Raw genomic sequence first — 15,992 nt, forward strand, 5'->3', positions numbered from 1 at the left:
CTCATACTGACCAGATGTCCTACACACCAGGTAAAGATATGCTCTCCCGCTTCTATATATCCCCTTCTTCCGCCGGAGTTGATGTTTACCCCCAAAGCTTCCGCAAATTGCCTTGCTACAGAAGGTTTCTCCGCTATATATAAATTTTTTTTCTTTCCTATTTCCGTTTTTGTCATGAACTCTTATTAAATCAATCTTTGCCGAAAACGATAGACGGTTTCAGAACGGTAGATAGAGCCCGCCGCTACAATAGGAGAAAGAAAAGTCGGAACATTGATGGCATTGGGATAGTACTGGGTTTCAAAGCAATATCCGCTATGGGGTTCATAGCTCACTCCGTCCTTTCCCATATCCTCCGCCATTAAAAAATTGGCGGTATAGAACTGAATTCCCGGGCAATCCGTTTCTACCGACATTTCAATAGCTGTTTTCTTGGAATAAGCCAGGGCTGCTTTTCGAAGGGTTCCCGCTTCCCCGTCTACACAGAAGTTATGATCATAGCCTCCTGCCGCCAAAAGCTCCGGATCTTTCTTAAAGGCCTTCTCAAAAATCGGCCTTTCCTCCCGGAAATCAAAGGCAGTTCCTGCAACAGGACGAATCTCTCCCGTAGGAATCAAGTATTCATCTGATGGCGTATAAGCGGAAGCAAAAATCCGAACGCTTTGTTCCGCTATACCTCCCTGGTCATGACCGGACAGATTAAAGTAGGCATGATTGGTAAAATTCATCAGGGTATCCTTATCCGAACTTCCCTTATAGCGGATATGCAGGGCATTGTCCTCCGTTAATTCGTATGTCACGGAAAAATCCATATTTCCGGGAAAGCCCTGATCCATATCTTTAGAGAAGAGAGAAAAGCAAATGGAATTTTCTCCCTTTTGCTTGGCCTGAAACAGTCTTCTGCCAAAATATTCCGGGCCGGAATGGCAATTACTATGCTGCTTGTCATTTAAAAACAAATGGTAATCTTTCCCGTGTAGCTGAAAATGTCCCCCATTAATACGGTTGGCATTTCTTCCTACCACCTCTCCCATATGTCCCGGGTTTTCCATTAAATCTTCCCAGTTTTCAACGGACAAAAGCACATCCACCAATTTTCCGCTCCGATCAGGAAAAAGAAAGGAAAGCCAAACAGCACCAAGGTCGGTGAAAACCGCCTGGACGCCGTTCTTGTTTTCCAAAATATAGCGATGAACTTCTCTTTCGTCTACAAAATGACCACATTTTTCAATACGCATAGCAAGCCTCCTGAAAAAAAGGAGTGTGAAAAAGAAAGCAAATCCCCCTTGTTCACACCCCCTACACTTTATCTTTTTTGAATATATCCAAGCTCTACCAAAGTTTCCGCGGAAAGTACTCCACCACCGGCTGCCCCTCTAAGGGTGTTGTGGCTCAGTCCCACAAACTTGAAATCGAAAAGATTATCTTCCCGTAATCTTCCGATGGAAATTCCCATTCCCTTTTCGAAATTCACATCCGTAAGAACGGAAGGTCTGTTGTCTTCTTCCAAATACTGAATGAACTGCTTTGGAGCGGAAGGCAAATGCTTTTCCTGGGGTAAGCCCTTATAATTTCTAAGTGCTGCAATCAACTCATCCTTAGTGACCTTCTTCCGGAAACGAATGGAAACTGTAGCCGTATGACCGTTTAATACCGGAACACGAATACACTGGGCACTTAAAACCAAACCTTCCTTCAACTTAATACCATCCTCTGTATAAGTTCCCAATACACGAAGAGGCTCCTTCTCTGACTTCTCTTCCTCTCCGCCGATGTAAGGAATAATGTTCCCTACCATCTCAGGCCAGGTTTCAAAGTTCTTTCCCGCACCGGAAATTGCCTGGTAGGTGGAAATCACACACTCGTAAGGCTCATACTCTGCCCATGCTGCCAAAGCAGGTGCATAGGACTGGATGGAACAGTTGGGCTTTACCGCAATAAAGCCTCTCTTGGTTCCCAAACGCTTTCTCTGCTTTTCAATCAACTGATAATGTTCCGGATTAATCTCAGGTACTACCATGGGAACATCCTCTGTCCAGCGATGTGCAGAATTGTTGGAAACCACCGGAACCTCCGCCTTGGCATAGGCTTCCTCGATGGCCTTGATTTCTTCCTTCTTCATATCCACAGCGGAGAAAACGAAGTCCAAGCCCTGTACTACATCTTCTACCTTGGATACATCCTTCACCACCATCTTCTTTAATTTCTCAGGCATAGGCTCTTCCAGCTTCCAACGATCCCCTACCGCTTCTTCATACGTTAATCCGCTGGATCTTGGAGATGCGGCAAGACAAACCACCTCAAACCATGGGTGTTCTGCCAGTAAAGTCGCAAAACGCTGTCCCACCATTCCTGTTGCTCCTAAAATACCTACTTTAAATTTTTCCATATCTTTTCCCTCTATTCCTCAATAACGCTTCTATTGTAGCATGGCAGGGTGATGAAAAAAAGTATTTTCCCTAACTATGCTTTACACCCTTTCCACCTCTTTTGCCCGGCTTTAATCTTTGCAGGTTCAGCGTTTTACTTTCCAGCTCCACATTTTCCTCCAAAGCAAGAGAATATACCTTTTTAACATAGTCCTTAGGACGCAAACTCATAGCCAGTACACCCTTGGCCGTCTTTTTCTGTAAAGGTACTTCCGTTAGGGAGAATCTAAGGAAATAAGAATCCTCTGTTTCCAGAACAATATCCTCTTCTCCCACAGGCATTACGCTAAGGAGTCTATCCTCTTCTCCCAGCTTGGTGGCCTGTACCAGACGGTTCTGGGTGGCAAATTCTTCCCCCTTCACCCTCTTAATCTGGGCCTGTTCCGTTACAAAGAGCAGGGTTTCTTCCTCCAATACTTTTCGAATAAAGACCGCCACCACTCTTTCCTGTTCTGCGGAGAACTTGCTTAAATTATCAAGGGGAACACCTTTATCCTTAAACTTCGTAACCGGAACATCCAGCATCTTAATCTGGTGCATATTTCCTAAGTCTGTAAAGAAAAGCAGGCGATCCGTATTCTTACAGGGAAGTACATAAGCATAGTCCGCCTCGATGCTTTCCTTATTTCTCTGGAAGGTTCCCGGGTCCACACACTTTACATAGCCAAAGCGATCCTGCAAATAATACAAATCCATCTCTTCAATGGCAGTATCATCATATACCGCTTCCCGGGCGTCGCAGATTTTCGTTTTTCTTTCTTTCCCGTAATCCTTTTGGATTTGCAGAAGCTCCTGCTCCAAATGAGCATACAGCACCTTTTTGGAGCCTAAAAGTTCCTTATAGTTTTTAATGTTTTTCAGGCTTTCTCTATGAGACTTTTGCAAAGACAAAATCTCCAGACCAATCAGCTTGGACAGGCGCATATCCAGAATGGCCTGGGCCTGTAAATCCGTAAAGGAAAATCCCTCTATGGTCTTTCGGAAAACTTCATCCCTTTCCTTTAATTGGATGGCAGATAAATCTCCCTGCATCAAAGCGGTTTTCGCGTCCTTATGGTTCTTTGCGCCTCTAAGCAGGGCAATAATGGCGTCAATAGAGTCCACGGCGGAAATCAAACCTTCCTCAATTTCCCGCTTTCTTTCTTCCTTTTCCAGTAATTTGGAGAACTTAGCCTCCAGTCTTTCTTCCTGAAAGCCAAGATATTCCTCTAAAATTCTCTTTAAAGAAAGGGTCTCCGGTCTACCCTTGGCAATAGCCAGCATATTTACTGGGAAGCTGTCCTCCAGCTTTGTCTTTTTGTAAAGAATATTTTCAATCTTTTCAATATCCGCTCCGGACTTTAACTCCAGAACAATACGAATTCCCTGCTCATTGGACTGATTGGAAATATCCAGAATATCATTAATCTTTTTTTCCTCACAAAGATTGGCCACATCCTGCATAAACTTACTGATGCCCTGGCCCACCATGGTAAAGGGAATCTCCGTTACCACCAGCTTATCTCTGTCGGAACGACCTTCCTTTTTCTCAAAGGAGAGCTTTCCTCTTAAACGAAGTCTTCCCTGCCCGGTTCTGTAAATTTCTTCCAGCTCGGACTGATTGGCTACGATTCCTCCTGTGGGAAAATCCGGTCCCGGCATGATTTCCAGCATTTCCGTAAGGGAAAGCTCCGGATTTTTAAGATAAGCCAGAATCAAAGAAATCACTTCGGACAAATTATGAGAAGGGGTGGAGGTGGTCATACCCACTGCAATTCCCTCAGAACCGTTTAAAAGAAAATAAGGAATTTTTGCCGGAAGCACCACCGGCTCCTCCAATTTTCCATCATAGTTAGGCTGGAAGGGAACGGATAGAGCCATGTCTTGCAGTAAGACATCCTCCGTAAATTTCTCCAAACGGGCCTCTGTATATCGTGGGGCTGCCGCAGAATCTCCTTCAATGGAGCCGAAGTTTCCCTGTCCCTCCACCAAGGCCTGATTCTTCTTAAAGCCCTGAGCCAAAACCACCAGAGTTTCATAGATGGAACTGTCTCCGTGGGGGTGATATTTACCCATGGTATCACCGCAGATTCTGGCAGACTTTAAAGTTGGTCTGTCATGGAATACCCTAAGCTCTCCCATATCAAAGAGGACTCTTCTTTGCACAGGCTTTAAACCGTCCCGAATATCCGGCACGGCTCTGCTGGTAATTACGCTCATGGAATAGTCCAGATAGGACTTTTGCATTTCCTCGGAAAATTCCGTGGTTAAGATTTGTTCTGGCATACTCTCTCTTCCTCAGCCTTTCTATGCATCAATTTCCGCTTCCATAGCATGGGTAAAGATAAACTCTCGTCTGGGAGCCACCTCCGTACCCATCAGCATACTGGTCACCTGAGAAGCCAGCTTGGCATCCTCAATTTCCACTCTTTTCAGCACCCTGTTTTCCGGATTCAGCGTGGTTTCCCAAAGTTCCTTCGGATTCATTTCTCCAAGACCCTTAAAGCGCTTTAATTCATAGCCGGAGCTGCCATGCTTCTTCTGGTAAGCCAAAAGTGCCTTTTCATCATAAAGATACTGAGGCTTTTCTTTTTTGTTGTCCGGAATCACCAGATACAAGGGAGGCATGGAAACATAGATATGTCCTTCCTGAATCAATTCCGGCATAAAGCGGTAAAAGAAAGTAAGTAATAAGGTATCAATATGGCTACCGTCCACATCCGCATCCGTCATGAGGATAATTTTATGATAGCGAAGTTTGGAAATATCAAAGTCATTCCCGAAGCCCTCGGAAAAACCGCAACCGAAGGCATTGATCATGGTCTTGATTTCCGCATTGGCCAGAACCTTATCGATGGAAGCCTTCTCCACATTTAAAATCTTTCCTCTCAAAGGCAGGATGGCCTGGGTATGACGATTTCTGCTGGTTTTGGCCGAGCCACCCGCACTGTCTCCCTCCACGATGAAGATCTCGCATTCCTCCGGCGTTTTGGAAATACAGTTGGCCAGCTTTCCATTGGAATCGAAGCTGTACTTGGACTTGGATAAAAGGTTTACTTTGGCCTTTTCTTCCTGCTTTCGAATCTTGGCGGATTTTTCCGCGCAGGAAAGAATCGCCTTCACGATTTCCAGGTTTCTGTCAAAATATCGCTCCAGCTCTTCTCCTACCACGGAGGATACATCCTTGGCTGCCTCTAGAGAAGCCAGCTTGGTTTTTGTCTGCCCCTCAAAAACAGGCTCCGGATACTTTACGGAAAGCACCGCCACCATACCGTTTCTGGTATCCGCTCCGGTAAAGTTCGGATCCTTTTCCTTTAAAATTCCCAGTTGTCTTGCGTAAGTATTCATCAGCTGGGCAAATTTGGTCTTTAAGCCCACGATGTGGGTTCCCCCCTCCTGGGTATAAATACCGTTACAAAAGCCAAGAAGATTTTCCTCAAAGCTATCGGTAAACTGGAAGGCACACTCCACCTCCGTCTTACCGCTCTTTCCCTGAAAGGATATGATGGGAGACACAATCTTCGTCTGATCCTTTACCAGCTCCGCCACAAAGGCATGAAGTCCCTCCGGCTCATAGTAATCTTTGCTGACAACTTCCTCTCCCCGTTCATCCCGAAAATGAAGATGAAGTGTGGGGTTTAAGTAAGCAGTTTCATGGAGGCGGGACATCAGCCACTCCTCCTTGAAACGGGTTTTTTCGAAAATGCTGTCATCCGGAATAAAGGTGGTTTCCGTACCGGTCTCCTTGGTTTTTCCCACCACCGGCAAGAGGCTGTCAATCAACTCCGTCTTGGGAATCCCTCTTTCGTACTCATCTTCGTAAATTTTTCCATTCTGATAAACCCTGACCCGCATATAGTTGGACAGGGCGTTTACCACGGAGGAACCTACGCCGTGTAAGCCTCCGGAGGTTTTATAGGAGCTATCATCAAACTTTCCTCCGGCATGGAGGGTGGTCATTACGATTCTTTCCGCAGAAATGCCCTTCTTATGCCGGTCTACCGGAATTCCACGTCCATTATCCCTTACCGTACAGGAGCCGTCCTTATGGAGAGTTACGGAAATTTCTGTACAATATCCGGCTAGATGCTCGTCCACGGAATTATCCACAATTTCATAAATCAAATGATTTAAGCCCTTGCTTCCGATGGATCCGATATACATTCCCGGCCTTCTTCGTACCGCTTCCAATCCCTCTAAAACAGTAATACTGTCTGCATTATAGCTCTTTGCCATTTTTCTCCTTTTTATTTTCCGGGCTTTCCCTTACTGCCCTATATTGAGCTTATCCTTACCGCCCTATTTTTTTATTTTGAAAATTATGCTCTGGAAATCACTTCCGTAAAACGACGGAAGGCTGCCTTTCCTTCCGCATTTCTTTTAAAGATTCCCGCGCAGGAAAGAACTTCCATGAAAACCTTGGCCACTTCCTCCTGCACAATTTCATGGACATTTTCCGAGGAAAGATGGGGATATTTTCTTAAAATCTCCTCGCCCCAATCCGCATGCTTCTGAAGGCTTTCTTTTTTCCTTAAATCCTCTCCGGAAACAAGTGCCGATTCCAATTCCTCCAGCTCCTGCTTAAGTCTTGCAGGAAGCACTGCAAGGCCCATCACTTCGATAAGACCGATATTTTCCTTCTTAATATGGTGATATTCCTCATGAGGATGGAACAATCCAAGGGGATGCTCCTCCGTACATAGGTTGTTTCTCAGCACCAAATCCAGTTCAAAATCCTCTCCCCTTCTTCTGGCAATGGGGGTAATGGTGTTGTGGGGAGTCTCCTCCGTAAAGGCATGGAGAGAAACTTCCGGATCGGAGTAAGAGCGGAAACGCTCCAAAATCATCGTAGCACAGGAAGAAAGCTCAGCAGAATTCTTTCCCCGTAAGCGAATCACGGACATGGGCCAGTTCACGATCCCTGCCTGAATATCCGGATAGCCTTCCAATGTAAAGTATTCCTCAACTTCCGCCTTTTCCATGGGGAAGCTATAGTTTCCTCCCTGAAAATGCTCATGGGAAAGGATGGAGCCTCCCACTATGGGAAGATCCGCATTGGAGCCCACAAAATAATGGGGGAATTGCTCTACAAAGGAGAAGAGCTTAGGGAAAATCTCCGCGGAAATCCGCATGGGCTTATGCTCCCTGTGAAAGACGATACAATGCTCCGGATAATATACATAGGGAGAATACTGGAAATAAAACGCCTCCCCTGCCAGGTTCAGTGGAATAATTCTATGGTTTTCCCTTGCCGGAAAATCCAGTCTGCCCCCGTAGCCTTCACTTTCCTTACACAACATGCAGGCCGGATAGGAAGAGGACTGCATCTTTCCAAGGAGGGCAATCATCTTCGGATCTTTCTCCGGTTTACTTAAGTTAATGCTGATTTCCACAGGGCCGTAGTCTGTTTCCTTATGAAAATGAATATCCTTCCGGATTCTGTAACGGCGAATATAGTCATTATTTTGGCTAAACTCATAAAAATATTCCGTAGCCTTTTTAGGCGATTCCTGATAATATTCCCGGAACTTTTCTTGCACATGGCTTGGACGGTCTGTAAGAATTCCCATGATTCTGGTATCCAAAAGATCCCGTTCCACCACATTGTCCTCTTTTAAAACGCCTTTTTCCAAGGCCAGGGATAAGAGTTTCGCCAGTAAACTTTCCAAATAAGAACCGTGTTCAATACTTTCCTTGGAAATCCCCTGAAGCTTTTCCCGGATCTTCTCATAAGAATAATCCTTAGGCTCTACCGTAAGTAAAGTAGCCAGACTGTTGTAGATATAAACAAAGTCTGCCTCTTCAATCAGCTTACAATAAGCGCCATAGGCCACAAAGTCCTGTAATAGTTCCTCTACCATCTTTTCTTACTCTCCATATCCGTTAGGATTTTGGGACTGCCATCTCCAGCTGTCCTGACACATTTCCAGAATATCCTTCTCCGCCTTCCAGCCAAGAACCTCTTCCGCCTTCTTGGGACTGGAATAACAGGTAGCCACATCTCCTGCCCTTCTTTCATCTATCACATAGGGAAGAGTCTTTCCGCAGGCTTTTTCAAAGGCATGAATAATTTCCAGCACGGAATAGCCCTTTCCGGTCCCCAAATTACATACCAAAACACCGTCATTTTTCTCTAAGCGCTTTACCGCCTTAACATGCCCCTTAGCCAGGTCTACCACATGAATATAGTCTCTGACGCCAGTGCCGTCCTTGGTGGGATAATCCTGTCCGAAAACATGGATTTTTTCCAAAGCACCGGAGGCTACCTTGGCCACATAGGGAAGAAGATTGTTGGGGATTCCCTTGGGATCCTCTCCAATTTTTCCGGAAATATGGGCGCCGATAGGATTAAAGTAACGAAGGAGAATCACATTCCAATCCGGATTGGCCTTTTGCACATCACAAAGCATCTGCTCCTGCATCCACTTCGTCCAGCCATAGGGATTTGTGCAGGTTCCCTTGGGACAGTTTTCCGTAATGGGAATCTCCGCCGGATCTCCGTAAACCGTTGCGGAGGAAGAGAAAATAAAGTTTTTGCAGCCGTATTTTTTCATACACTCCAGAATATTCAGGGTTCCTAAAAGATTATCATGATAATACAGAAGAGGTTTCACAACAGACTCTCCCACCGCCTTTAAGCCGGCAAAATGAATTACCGCGGAAATATCCGGGTGCTCGGAGAAAATCTTTTCCATATCCTCTTTTTTCAGCATATCCGCCTCATAGAAGGGAAAATCCTTTCCGCTGATTTCCTTTACCCGATCAATAGCCTTTTTGCTGGAATTATAGAAATTATCGAAAACCACCACATCATAGTTTTCTGCAAGAAGCTCAATTACGGTATGGGAACCGATATAGCCTGCACCGCCGGTAACTAAAATCTTCATATTGCCTCCTTATAATTCTCTTGGACCGTCAGAAACCTCTGCCTCATAGAAACTACAGGGGTAACCGATCTTTCTTTCATAGCTTTCCGCCACTTTTCTCTTGAATTCCTCTTTCTTGTCCTTTTCCAAAAGAGTAACGGTACATCCGCCGAAACCGCCTCCTGTCATACGGGAGCCGTAGACAAAGGGAAGAGCTCTTGCTGCGTCCACCAAGGTATCCAGTTCTTCACAGGAAACCTCGTAATCATCCCGAAGGGAATCGTGGGAAAGATTCATTAATTCTCCAAAACGATGCAAATCTCCCTCTTCCAAAGCTTTCTTTGCCGCAATGGTTCTGTTATTTTCCAATACTGCATGCTTTGCTCTCTTACGAATGATAGGATCGGAGATTTCCTTTTCCAAAGCAAAGAAGTCTTCATCGGAAAGCTCTCCCAAGCTCTTAATGGGACGGAATTTCTGCAAAATTTTCAGTGCTTCTTCCGACTCTCTTCTTCTGTCATTGTAGGCGGAGCCGATAAGCTTATGCTTTTTGTTGGTGTTACTGATAATGATGCAATGATCCTTTAAAACTATGGGAGCATAGGAAAATTGCAGGGTGGCAGTATCCAAAAAGATCGCATGATCCTTCTTTCCCATCGCACTGGCAAACTGATCCATGATTCCGCAGTTCATCCCGTTATAATTGTTTTCACTGTATTGCCCGATTAAAGCCAGTTCCGGGAAGCTTACGGAAAGTCCGTAAAGCTCCTTACAAATGCTTCCCATCAAGACCTCTAAGGATGCAGAGGAAGAAAGTCCGGAGCCGTTGGGAATATTCCCGTAAAGCACTAAATCCAGACCGCATGGAATGTCCAGACCTCTTTTTTCCATAGCCCAAATAACCCCCTTTAAATAAGCAGCCCACTGCTTATCCTCTAGAGGGGTAAAATCATTCTCTCCAGCAGAAATCACCCCTGCTCCCTCCACATTTAAGGAGTAAAAGCGGAAGTTTTTATCTTCTCTCTTCTTTACTGCCGCATAGCTTCCCATACTTAAAGCACAAGGAAAGACATGGCCTCCGTTGTAATCGGTGTGCTCTCCAATCAGATTTACTCTTCCCGGAGCAAAGAAATAGCGAATCCCTTCTGTATTTCCATATAGCTCGGAAAACTTCTCCTCTAATGCCTTTTTGATTTCTTCCTCTCTCATTTTTTTACCGTCCTCTTACTTCCTTTACGAATCAAATGGGTAACCCCCAGCTTCGTTTTCGTCAATGATTTTTTTCTTCTTTTGTATTTTTTCTTTCTGATTTTCTTTCCTTTTTTAAGTTCCTCCGCTCCTTCTGCCTCAGTGCTTTTTTCTTCTACAGAAAATATCGTATAATCTCTCTCCAACAATAAATGAGAGAAATCTTTTTGCAGTTCTTCTTCCGCTATTCTTTCTAAAAGGTAATTCGCTAAGAAGCTTTTGGATTTATTCTGATACTTGGGAAAACCGTATTTTTTCTGTAATTCCTGTAGTTCGGATTTCCAGAGTAAACTTGTCTTTCTTTTTATATCACAAAACGGATTTTTTTGCTCCTGTCGAAGTATATAAAAATCACATTTCCCTTCTACCTCTTCCACCGTGATAATCCCCCAAAAAGAGGGAACATGACTTTCTATGCTGTGGGCGTGTTTACTGCCCACCACCACCATGTTGTAGTCAAAATATTGATTATAATTTTTAATCTGTCCTTCCAGACGGGTATAGCTGTCGTGGTCCGATTTAATTTCAATCCCCATAAAACTGTTTTCCTGAATCAGAACACAGTCCGCCCGGGCTCTTCCTATGACCTTTTCTTCCAGTATTCTGGACTTTCCGTAGCTTTCTTCCAAAAAGAAAAATAGACTTTCCCGAATTTCTTTATCGTACATCTCCGGGCCCCTGGTCGGAAATAATATATTCTTCCGAACTGCTTTCCTCTTGCTTTTTTGTCTCCGTCTTCTTCTCCTCCTGTTTTGCAGCAGGCTTCTCTTCCGTTTTGGTAGCTCCGGCATTTTCCGTAGAAGGAGCCTGACTTTCCCCGGAGGATTCCGCTACCGCCTCGGAAGAAGCTTCCGCTCCGGCAGTCTCTGCTGCGGGCATTTCCGGAACAGGAAGGGCTGTTCCGTTCTCCAGTCCCCTTTCCAAAGGAACTCCGGAAAGCATATAAAGCTCATGAAAATTCTCCCTTTCCTCTTTAGAGGCAAAGAGCAAAAGAATCTGTCCCTTGGGAAGAACTTCCTTCGTGTATATGCCTAAATAGCTGCTTCCTTCCATACTGTAGCTGGCTGTAAGAATCCCGTCCACAAGACAGTTCCCCTGATTCGCTCCGGGAACCAAAGCTAAAGACTGGGCCAAGATTCCGTTTTTTCCCAATAGGCCTAAAGCTTCCATTTTTTCCCTTGGAAGGAGTAGTCCTGTGTCTCCGATTTCTTGAAATTCTTCTTTGAAAATCTTTATACAATAGGGTTCCTGCTCCAATAGAGCATTTAAGGGAGTTTTTAAGCTATCCTGCTTGTTTTCTTCACTTTTCGAAGAACTCTCCTGTCTTTCCTTAACGGGTTTTTCTATAGCCTCTATAAAGGCATTAGGGTAAAAACGCTGAACAAAGGCGGAATAACCCTCCCCTTCCGTCAAAAAGGCTTTGGGATCCGTTTGCTTTTTGGCCATAAGCTCTGCAAGATTCATGACTTCCATGCCATAATATTCTGCAAGATTCTTCACCACAAAAGCATTGTCCTTGGTATGCCTATCCTCCGCAAATGCCCGGTCTCCAATCAGGCACAAAATCTCTGCCTGTGGAAATTTCCTTTGGCAATCCCGCAGCAATAGCTCGTAATAATAAGGAAAAGTATAAGGATTGTCATAATCCGAAAAGGAAAGAAAAATCACATCTCCGGAAAGCTCTTCCTCCTGTAATTTCAGATATCCGGATAAGGCAGTAGCATTTTCGGGAAGCTCCGGAATATTCCATTCTACCTTTCCGCCGTATTTTTCTTCCAGTGCTCCCTGAACCGTGGTGAAAAAGTCATTCTCCCCCTTTAAATAATCATTTCCAAGAAAAAGAAGCTTAAGTTCTCCCTTTGTCTTTAATTTGTTGATACTGTTGGAAAGCTGATCCTCCTTTTGTTCTCCCGGCTTTTCCTCTTGCTCAGCAACTACCGTTTCTCCGTTATGCCGATTCCTTTCCGCTATCACATTTTTCCCATAACGATATACCCCATAGAGAAAAATTCCTGAAAGTACAAACGGCAAAAGAACGAAAAAGAGGAGAAAAGGGCTTTTCCCCTTTCTCCCATAGGATTTTCTCTCTTTTTCTTCTGAACCCTCTTCCTTGGCTTCATGAGCAAAAGCTTCTCCGCTCTTTTGCATACTTAGTATTTCCTGCTTTTGCTTTTCTTCCCCTTGCACTTCTCATCCTTCTTTCTACTATACTTTTATTTTTCCTTAATGATGACAAATAATCGGCATACCCTGATAAACAAACTGGTACAAATCCTTTGCAATCTGAGGAGGAAGATTCACGCATCCATGAGACCCGCCTCTTAGGTAAATATTTCCTCCGAACCGGTTTCTCCACCAAGCATCATGAAAACCGATTCCTCGATTAAAGGGCATCCAATAGCTCACCTTGGTTTCGTAATCCTCACCCTTCAAAGTGGCATTTTTCGTTTTATAGGTAAGAGGATAAATACCGTCCGGAGTTCCGTTATTTCTGGCTACATTTCCGGTCACACAATCGGAGCTAAGCTTAATCTCTCCATTTTCAATGTAAAACATCTTTTGTCTTGCAATATCCACTTCCACGTAAGTATTTCCTAAATCGGAGGCACCTCTTCCCGGTGCCACCGTGTCATACTCCGCTTCTCTGGAAACCGCTTCATTGGATTTTAAATTTGAAAGCAGTGCCGCTTCTTCCTTTTTTACGGAAAGAGAAAAACCGTATTTTCCCTTTAACAGAAGCACTCTTCCGTCTTCCGTGTGAAAAGCTCTTTCTTTCCCTGCGGTGTCGGTAAGCGCCTTTAGCTCTTTTACATAGTCCTTTAATGCCTTTTTATTGAATTCTCCGTTTTCCATCCATTGGTGGTATCGGTCCGGGGTCAGTTCCACTGTCTCACCGGAAAAGTTGTACTGAAGAAGAGCTTGCAAGCTTTTATTTTTTTCCTCTGCCACCGGTTTTAGCTCTTCCGTTTTCGCCTCGGGCTTTTGATAAAAATCTCCCTCTCTCAAATCGATTCGGGAAGTTCCTTCCGAAATGGCCTGAATCAGCATATTACGGAATTTATCCCTATCGATTTTTCCACTCCACTGCTCATCTCCCACCGCATAGCCCTTTCCGGGAATATAGGCGGTAAGGAACGCAGCCCTTGCTTCTTCATCACTGTCATGCTTTTCAAGATACTTTGTAATAAAAGCATCCAAAGCCGCTTCATCATAATGCAGGCTGCCTTCTAAATCATAATTCTTTTTCTTTCCCAGAGAGAACAGGAGATAGAAGGAATCCGGTTTGGGAATATGAGAAAAGTCGGAATCATAACGAAGCTGAATATCCTTTCCGTAAAGATCCTCCTGATTGCCGTATTTATCAATAATAGCAAGATGATAGGCATCCTGCCTTTTTTTTGAAAATAATTCCTGGGCTTCCTCCCTCTTTAAAAGGGAAACATCAACATTTTCAATGTAGGTTCCGGGGAAAAAGCGACCGGATAGCAGACTTAAACCAATTAAAACAATGCATACTATGGATAAAATACTTATTCCCAAGGAGCATAACAACGCTTTTTTCAATTTCAATCCTTTCTAATCGTATAGAACCTTCATAAGACAAAGTCCCTTCGCCGGTGCCGTATAACCGGCCTTTTGCCTATCTTTTGCCTCAATAATACCGGGAAGATCCCCGGCTTTCCTTTTATGATAGCCTACTTCCAGAAGTGTCCCTACCATAATCCGAATCTGGTACTGCAAAAATCCGCTGCCTTCAAAGTAAAAGCGAAGCAGATTTTGACTTTTTTGAATACGAATACTGCTTATGGAACGAATGGTGGATTTCTTCATCTTAGGATTACCGCAGAAAGATTTAAAATCCTGTTTTCCGATCAAAAACTTCGCCGCCTCCTGCATAGCCTCCAAATCAGGCTCTTCCTCCAAATGGAGCAAAATCTTTCGATCAAAAACCGGTTTTGTTCTTCCGATATAGCAGGAATAGCGATAGATTTTCCCCAGGGCATTGTATCTGGCATGAAAGCGGGGGCTGACCTTCTTTACAGAGACAATGGCAATATCTTCCGGAAGATAACGATTTCCGTAATCCTGAATCTCTTCCTCGGAAAACTCCGTATCCAAAAATACATTGGCACACATTCCTCTGGCATGCACCCCTGCATCGGTTCTGGAGGCACCGATGATCTCTACCCCCTCTTCATTTCTCGGAATTCTGGAAAATACCCCTTCCAGCTTGCCTTGAATGGTCGCTTCCTGATCCTTCTGTTTTTCAAATCCAAAATATCGGGAGCCGTCATAGGCAACGATAAGCTTATAATTTTCCTTCATGAATATCCTTTATAAAATCTTCTGCTTTTCAACATGATTCTGCATCATCTGTAAGAACAGCTTCACCCGATTGCTCATGGGATAATGATTGTTGCTAACCAAATAAATTTTACGAAAATATCCGTCCTTCTGCAGCGGAAAATCTAAAAGTTCCTGATTCTTGATAGCATTTCTTGCTGCAAGACGGGAAACTATAGCTACCCCAATGCCTTCCTTAACGGAAAGCAAGATGGCACCGGTATTGGCAAAACGAGCCACCACCTTTAACTCCTCCGGTTTTAAGCCCATCTGTGTTAAAAGATTTATCGCCTCTTTTTTCGTGCCGGAACCATTCTCCCGCATGACAAAATCTGCCTTTCGCAAAAAAGAAAGATCTCCTTCCTTCTGCTTATTCTGGTAAAATTCCGTATTGGGTGTGACCAAAATTAATTCATCTTCATAGAAAGGCAGAAAATTGCAATTAGACATGGGAACGATGGATCCGGAAAAAGCCAAATCCGACCGATGCTCCGCCACATCGGTAACAGCTCCCTTGCTGTCTGTCTCATGAATACGAAACTCTGTATTCGGGTATCGTTTGCTAAAGTTTGCCAAAATGCCTGGAAGCAGGTATTGCGCCGGAATGGAGGATGCGGAAATAATAATTTCATTTACCTCTTCCTTCTCTTCATCTTTAAAAGCATTCCGAATCTTATTGGAAAGATTCACAATGTCCTTGGCATAGAGATAAATCTGCTCTCCTTCATTGGTGGTATGCACTTCTTTTGTGGTTCTGTTAAAAAGCTGTACCCCCAAGTCCTCTTCCAAACTACTGATGTAAGAGCTCACTGTAGGTTGGGTAAGATATAATTCCTTGGCCGTTTGTGAAAAACTTTTGTTTTTAACGATACGAACAAATGCTTCTAGCTGTTTAATATTCATGCTACGTCTCCTTGTTGCCTTATTTGCTATTGCTTTGCAAGTTTTTTAGTAGAGAATAATATTTTTCTCTTCTAATTCCCTTACTTCTCCTATACAGGATACCGTCGTATCTAAATCTGCCTTTTCAAAAGCTTCCAGTGCTCTTTCCTTTTCTTCCATGGGAATACTGTAAAGCAATCCTCCGGAGGACTGGGGATCAAAAAGCAAATCCTGAAATGCCGTG

General features: G+C 44.1%; 12 protein-coding genes. All 12 read right to left on the reverse strand.

Going from position 1 to position 15,992, the window contains the following annotated elements; genetic code table 11:
• Positions 1 to 185: 185 nt before the first annotated feature.
• The 12 genes from RYL27_RS07210 to RYL27_RS07265 all read right to left on the reverse strand — a co-directional run bounded on the left by RYL27_RS07210 (position 186) and on the right by RYL27_RS07265 (position 15,769).
• Positions 186 to 1,238 (reverse strand): aldose epimerase family protein, encoded by a 1,053-nt coding sequence (locus RYL27_RS07210; RefSeq protein WP_314966221.1) that lies wholly within the window; start codon positions 1,236 to 1,238, stop codon positions 186 to 188.
• A 68-nt stretch (positions 1,239 to 1,306) separates the two neighbouring features.
• On the reverse strand, positions 1,307 to 2,389 hold the full coding sequence (gene asd, locus RYL27_RS07215; protein ID WP_314966222.1) for an aspartate-semialdehyde dehydrogenase: 1,083 nt from the start codon (positions 2,387 to 2,389) through the stop codon (positions 1,307 to 1,309).
• 70 nt (positions 2,390 to 2,459) lie between these two features.
• Positions 2,460 to 4,694 carry a DNA gyrase subunit A gene (locus RYL27_RS07220; protein ID WP_314966224.1) on the reverse strand — a complete coding sequence of 745 codons (2,235 nt, stop codon included), beginning with the start codon at positions 4,692 to 4,694 and terminating at the stop codon, positions 2,460 to 2,462.
• Positions 4,695 to 4,715: 21 nt separating this feature from the next.
• Positions 4,716 to 6,644 carry a DNA gyrase/topoisomerase IV subunit B gene (locus tag RYL27_RS07225; RefSeq protein ID WP_314966226.1) on the reverse strand — a complete coding sequence of 643 codons (1,929 nt, stop codon included), beginning with the start codon at positions 6,642 to 6,644 and terminating at the stop codon, positions 4,716 to 4,718.
• Between the two features lie 83 nt (positions 6,645 to 6,727).
• Positions 6,728 to 8,269: a UDP-glucose--hexose-1-phosphate uridylyltransferase gene (locus tag RYL27_RS07230; RefSeq protein ID WP_314966228.1), complete on the reverse strand. Its 1,542-nt coding sequence runs from the start codon at positions 8,267 to 8,269 to the stop codon at positions 6,728 to 6,730.
• A gap of 6 nt (positions 8,270 to 8,275) precedes the next feature.
• The gene (gene galE / locus RYL27_RS07235) at positions 8,276 to 9,295 is read right to left on the reverse strand and encodes a UDP-glucose 4-epimerase GalE (protein ID WP_314966230.1); all 1,020 of its coding nucleotides are present in this window, start codon (positions 9,293 to 9,295) and stop codon (positions 8,276 to 8,278) included.
• Between the two features lie 9 nt (positions 9,296 to 9,304).
• The gene (locus RYL27_RS07240) at positions 9,305 to 10,483 is read right to left on the reverse strand and encodes a galactokinase (protein ID WP_314966232.1); all 1,179 of its coding nucleotides are present in this window, start codon (positions 10,481 to 10,483) and stop codon (positions 9,305 to 9,307) included.
• The gene (locus RYL27_RS07245) at positions 10,480 to 11,190 is read right to left on the reverse strand and encodes a sce7726 family protein (protein ID WP_314966234.1); all 711 of its coding nucleotides are present in this window, start codon (positions 11,188 to 11,190) and stop codon (positions 10,480 to 10,482) included. Before RYL27_RS07245 ends, RYL27_RS07240 begins: the two co-directional genes overlap by 4 nt.
• A complete protein-coding gene (locus RYL27_RS07250) occupies positions 11,180 to 12,670 on the reverse strand; it encodes a hypothetical protein (RefSeq protein WP_314966236.1) in 1,491 nt (496 codons plus the stop codon). The genes RYL27_RS07245 and RYL27_RS07250 overlap by 11 nt, the downstream gene beginning before the upstream one ends.
• Before the next feature lie 75 nt (positions 12,671 to 12,745).
• Positions 12,746 to 14,086: a L,D-transpeptidase family protein gene (locus RYL27_RS07255; RefSeq protein ID WP_314966238.1), complete on the reverse strand. Its 1,341-nt coding sequence runs from the start codon at positions 14,084 to 14,086 to the stop codon at positions 12,746 to 12,748.
• Between the two features lie 12 nt (positions 14,087 to 14,098).
• A complete protein-coding gene (gene truA, locus RYL27_RS07260; RefSeq protein ID WP_314966240.1) occupies positions 14,099 to 14,848 on the reverse strand; it encodes a tRNA pseudouridine(38-40) synthase TruA in 750 nt (249 codons plus the stop codon).
• Positions 14,849 to 14,857: 9 nt separating this feature from the next.
• On the reverse strand, positions 14,858 to 15,769 hold the full coding sequence (locus tag RYL27_RS07265; protein ID WP_314966241.1) for a selenium metabolism-associated LysR family transcriptional regulator: 912 nt from the start codon (positions 15,767 to 15,769) through the stop codon (positions 14,858 to 14,860).
• Positions 15,770 to 15,992: the final 223 nt, after the last annotated feature.

This window comes from Oribacterium sinus, assembly GCF_963537195.1.
In the GTDB taxonomy this organism is placed as follows: Bacteria; Bacillota; Clostridia; order Lachnospirales; family Lachnospiraceae; genus Oribacterium; species Oribacterium sinus_A.

Bases quoted from the DNA above. Each gene is read 5' to 3' on its own strand.
- RYL27_RS07240 (WP_314966232.1), bottom strand. From the start codon at position 10,483: ATGAGAGAGGAAGAAATCAAAAAGGCATTAGAGGAGAAGTTTTCCGAG.
- RYL27_RS07245 (WP_314966234.1), bottom strand. From the start codon at position 11,190: ATGTACGATAAAGAAATTCGGGAAAGTCTATTTTTCTTTTTGGAAGAA.
- RYL27_RS07265 (WP_314966241.1), bottom strand. From the start codon at position 15,769: ATGAATATTAAACAGCTAGAAGCATTTGTTCGTATCGTTAAAAACAAA.
- truA (WP_314966240.1), bottom strand. From the start codon at position 14,848: ATGAAGGAAAATTATAAGCTTATCGTTGCCTATGACGGCTCCCGATAT.
- RYL27_RS07220 (WP_314966224.1), bottom strand. From the start codon at position 4,694: ATGCCAGAACAAATCTTAACCACGGAATTTTCCGAGGAAATGCAAAAG.
- RYL27_RS07250 (WP_314966236.1), bottom strand. From the start codon at position 12,670: ATGCAAAAGAGCGGAGAAGCTTTTGCTCATGAAGCCAAGGAAGAGGGT.
- RYL27_RS07230 (WP_314966228.1), bottom strand. From the start codon at position 8,269: ATGGTAGAGGAACTATTACAGGACTTTGTGGCCTATGGCGCTTATTGT.
- galE (WP_314966230.1), bottom strand. From the start codon at position 9,295: ATGAAGATTTTAGTTACCGGCGGTGCAGGCTATATCGGTTCCCATACC.
- RYL27_RS07210 (WP_314966221.1), bottom strand. From the start codon at position 1,238: ATGCGTATTGAAAAATGTGGTCATTTTGTAGACGAAAGAGAAGTTCAT.
- asd (WP_314966222.1), bottom strand. From the start codon at position 2,389: ATGGAAAAATTTAAAGTAGGTATTTTAGGAGCAACAGGAATGGTGGGA.
- RYL27_RS07225 (WP_314966226.1), bottom strand. From the start codon at position 6,644: ATGGCAAAGAGCTATAATGCAGACAGTATTACTGTTTTAGAGGGATTG.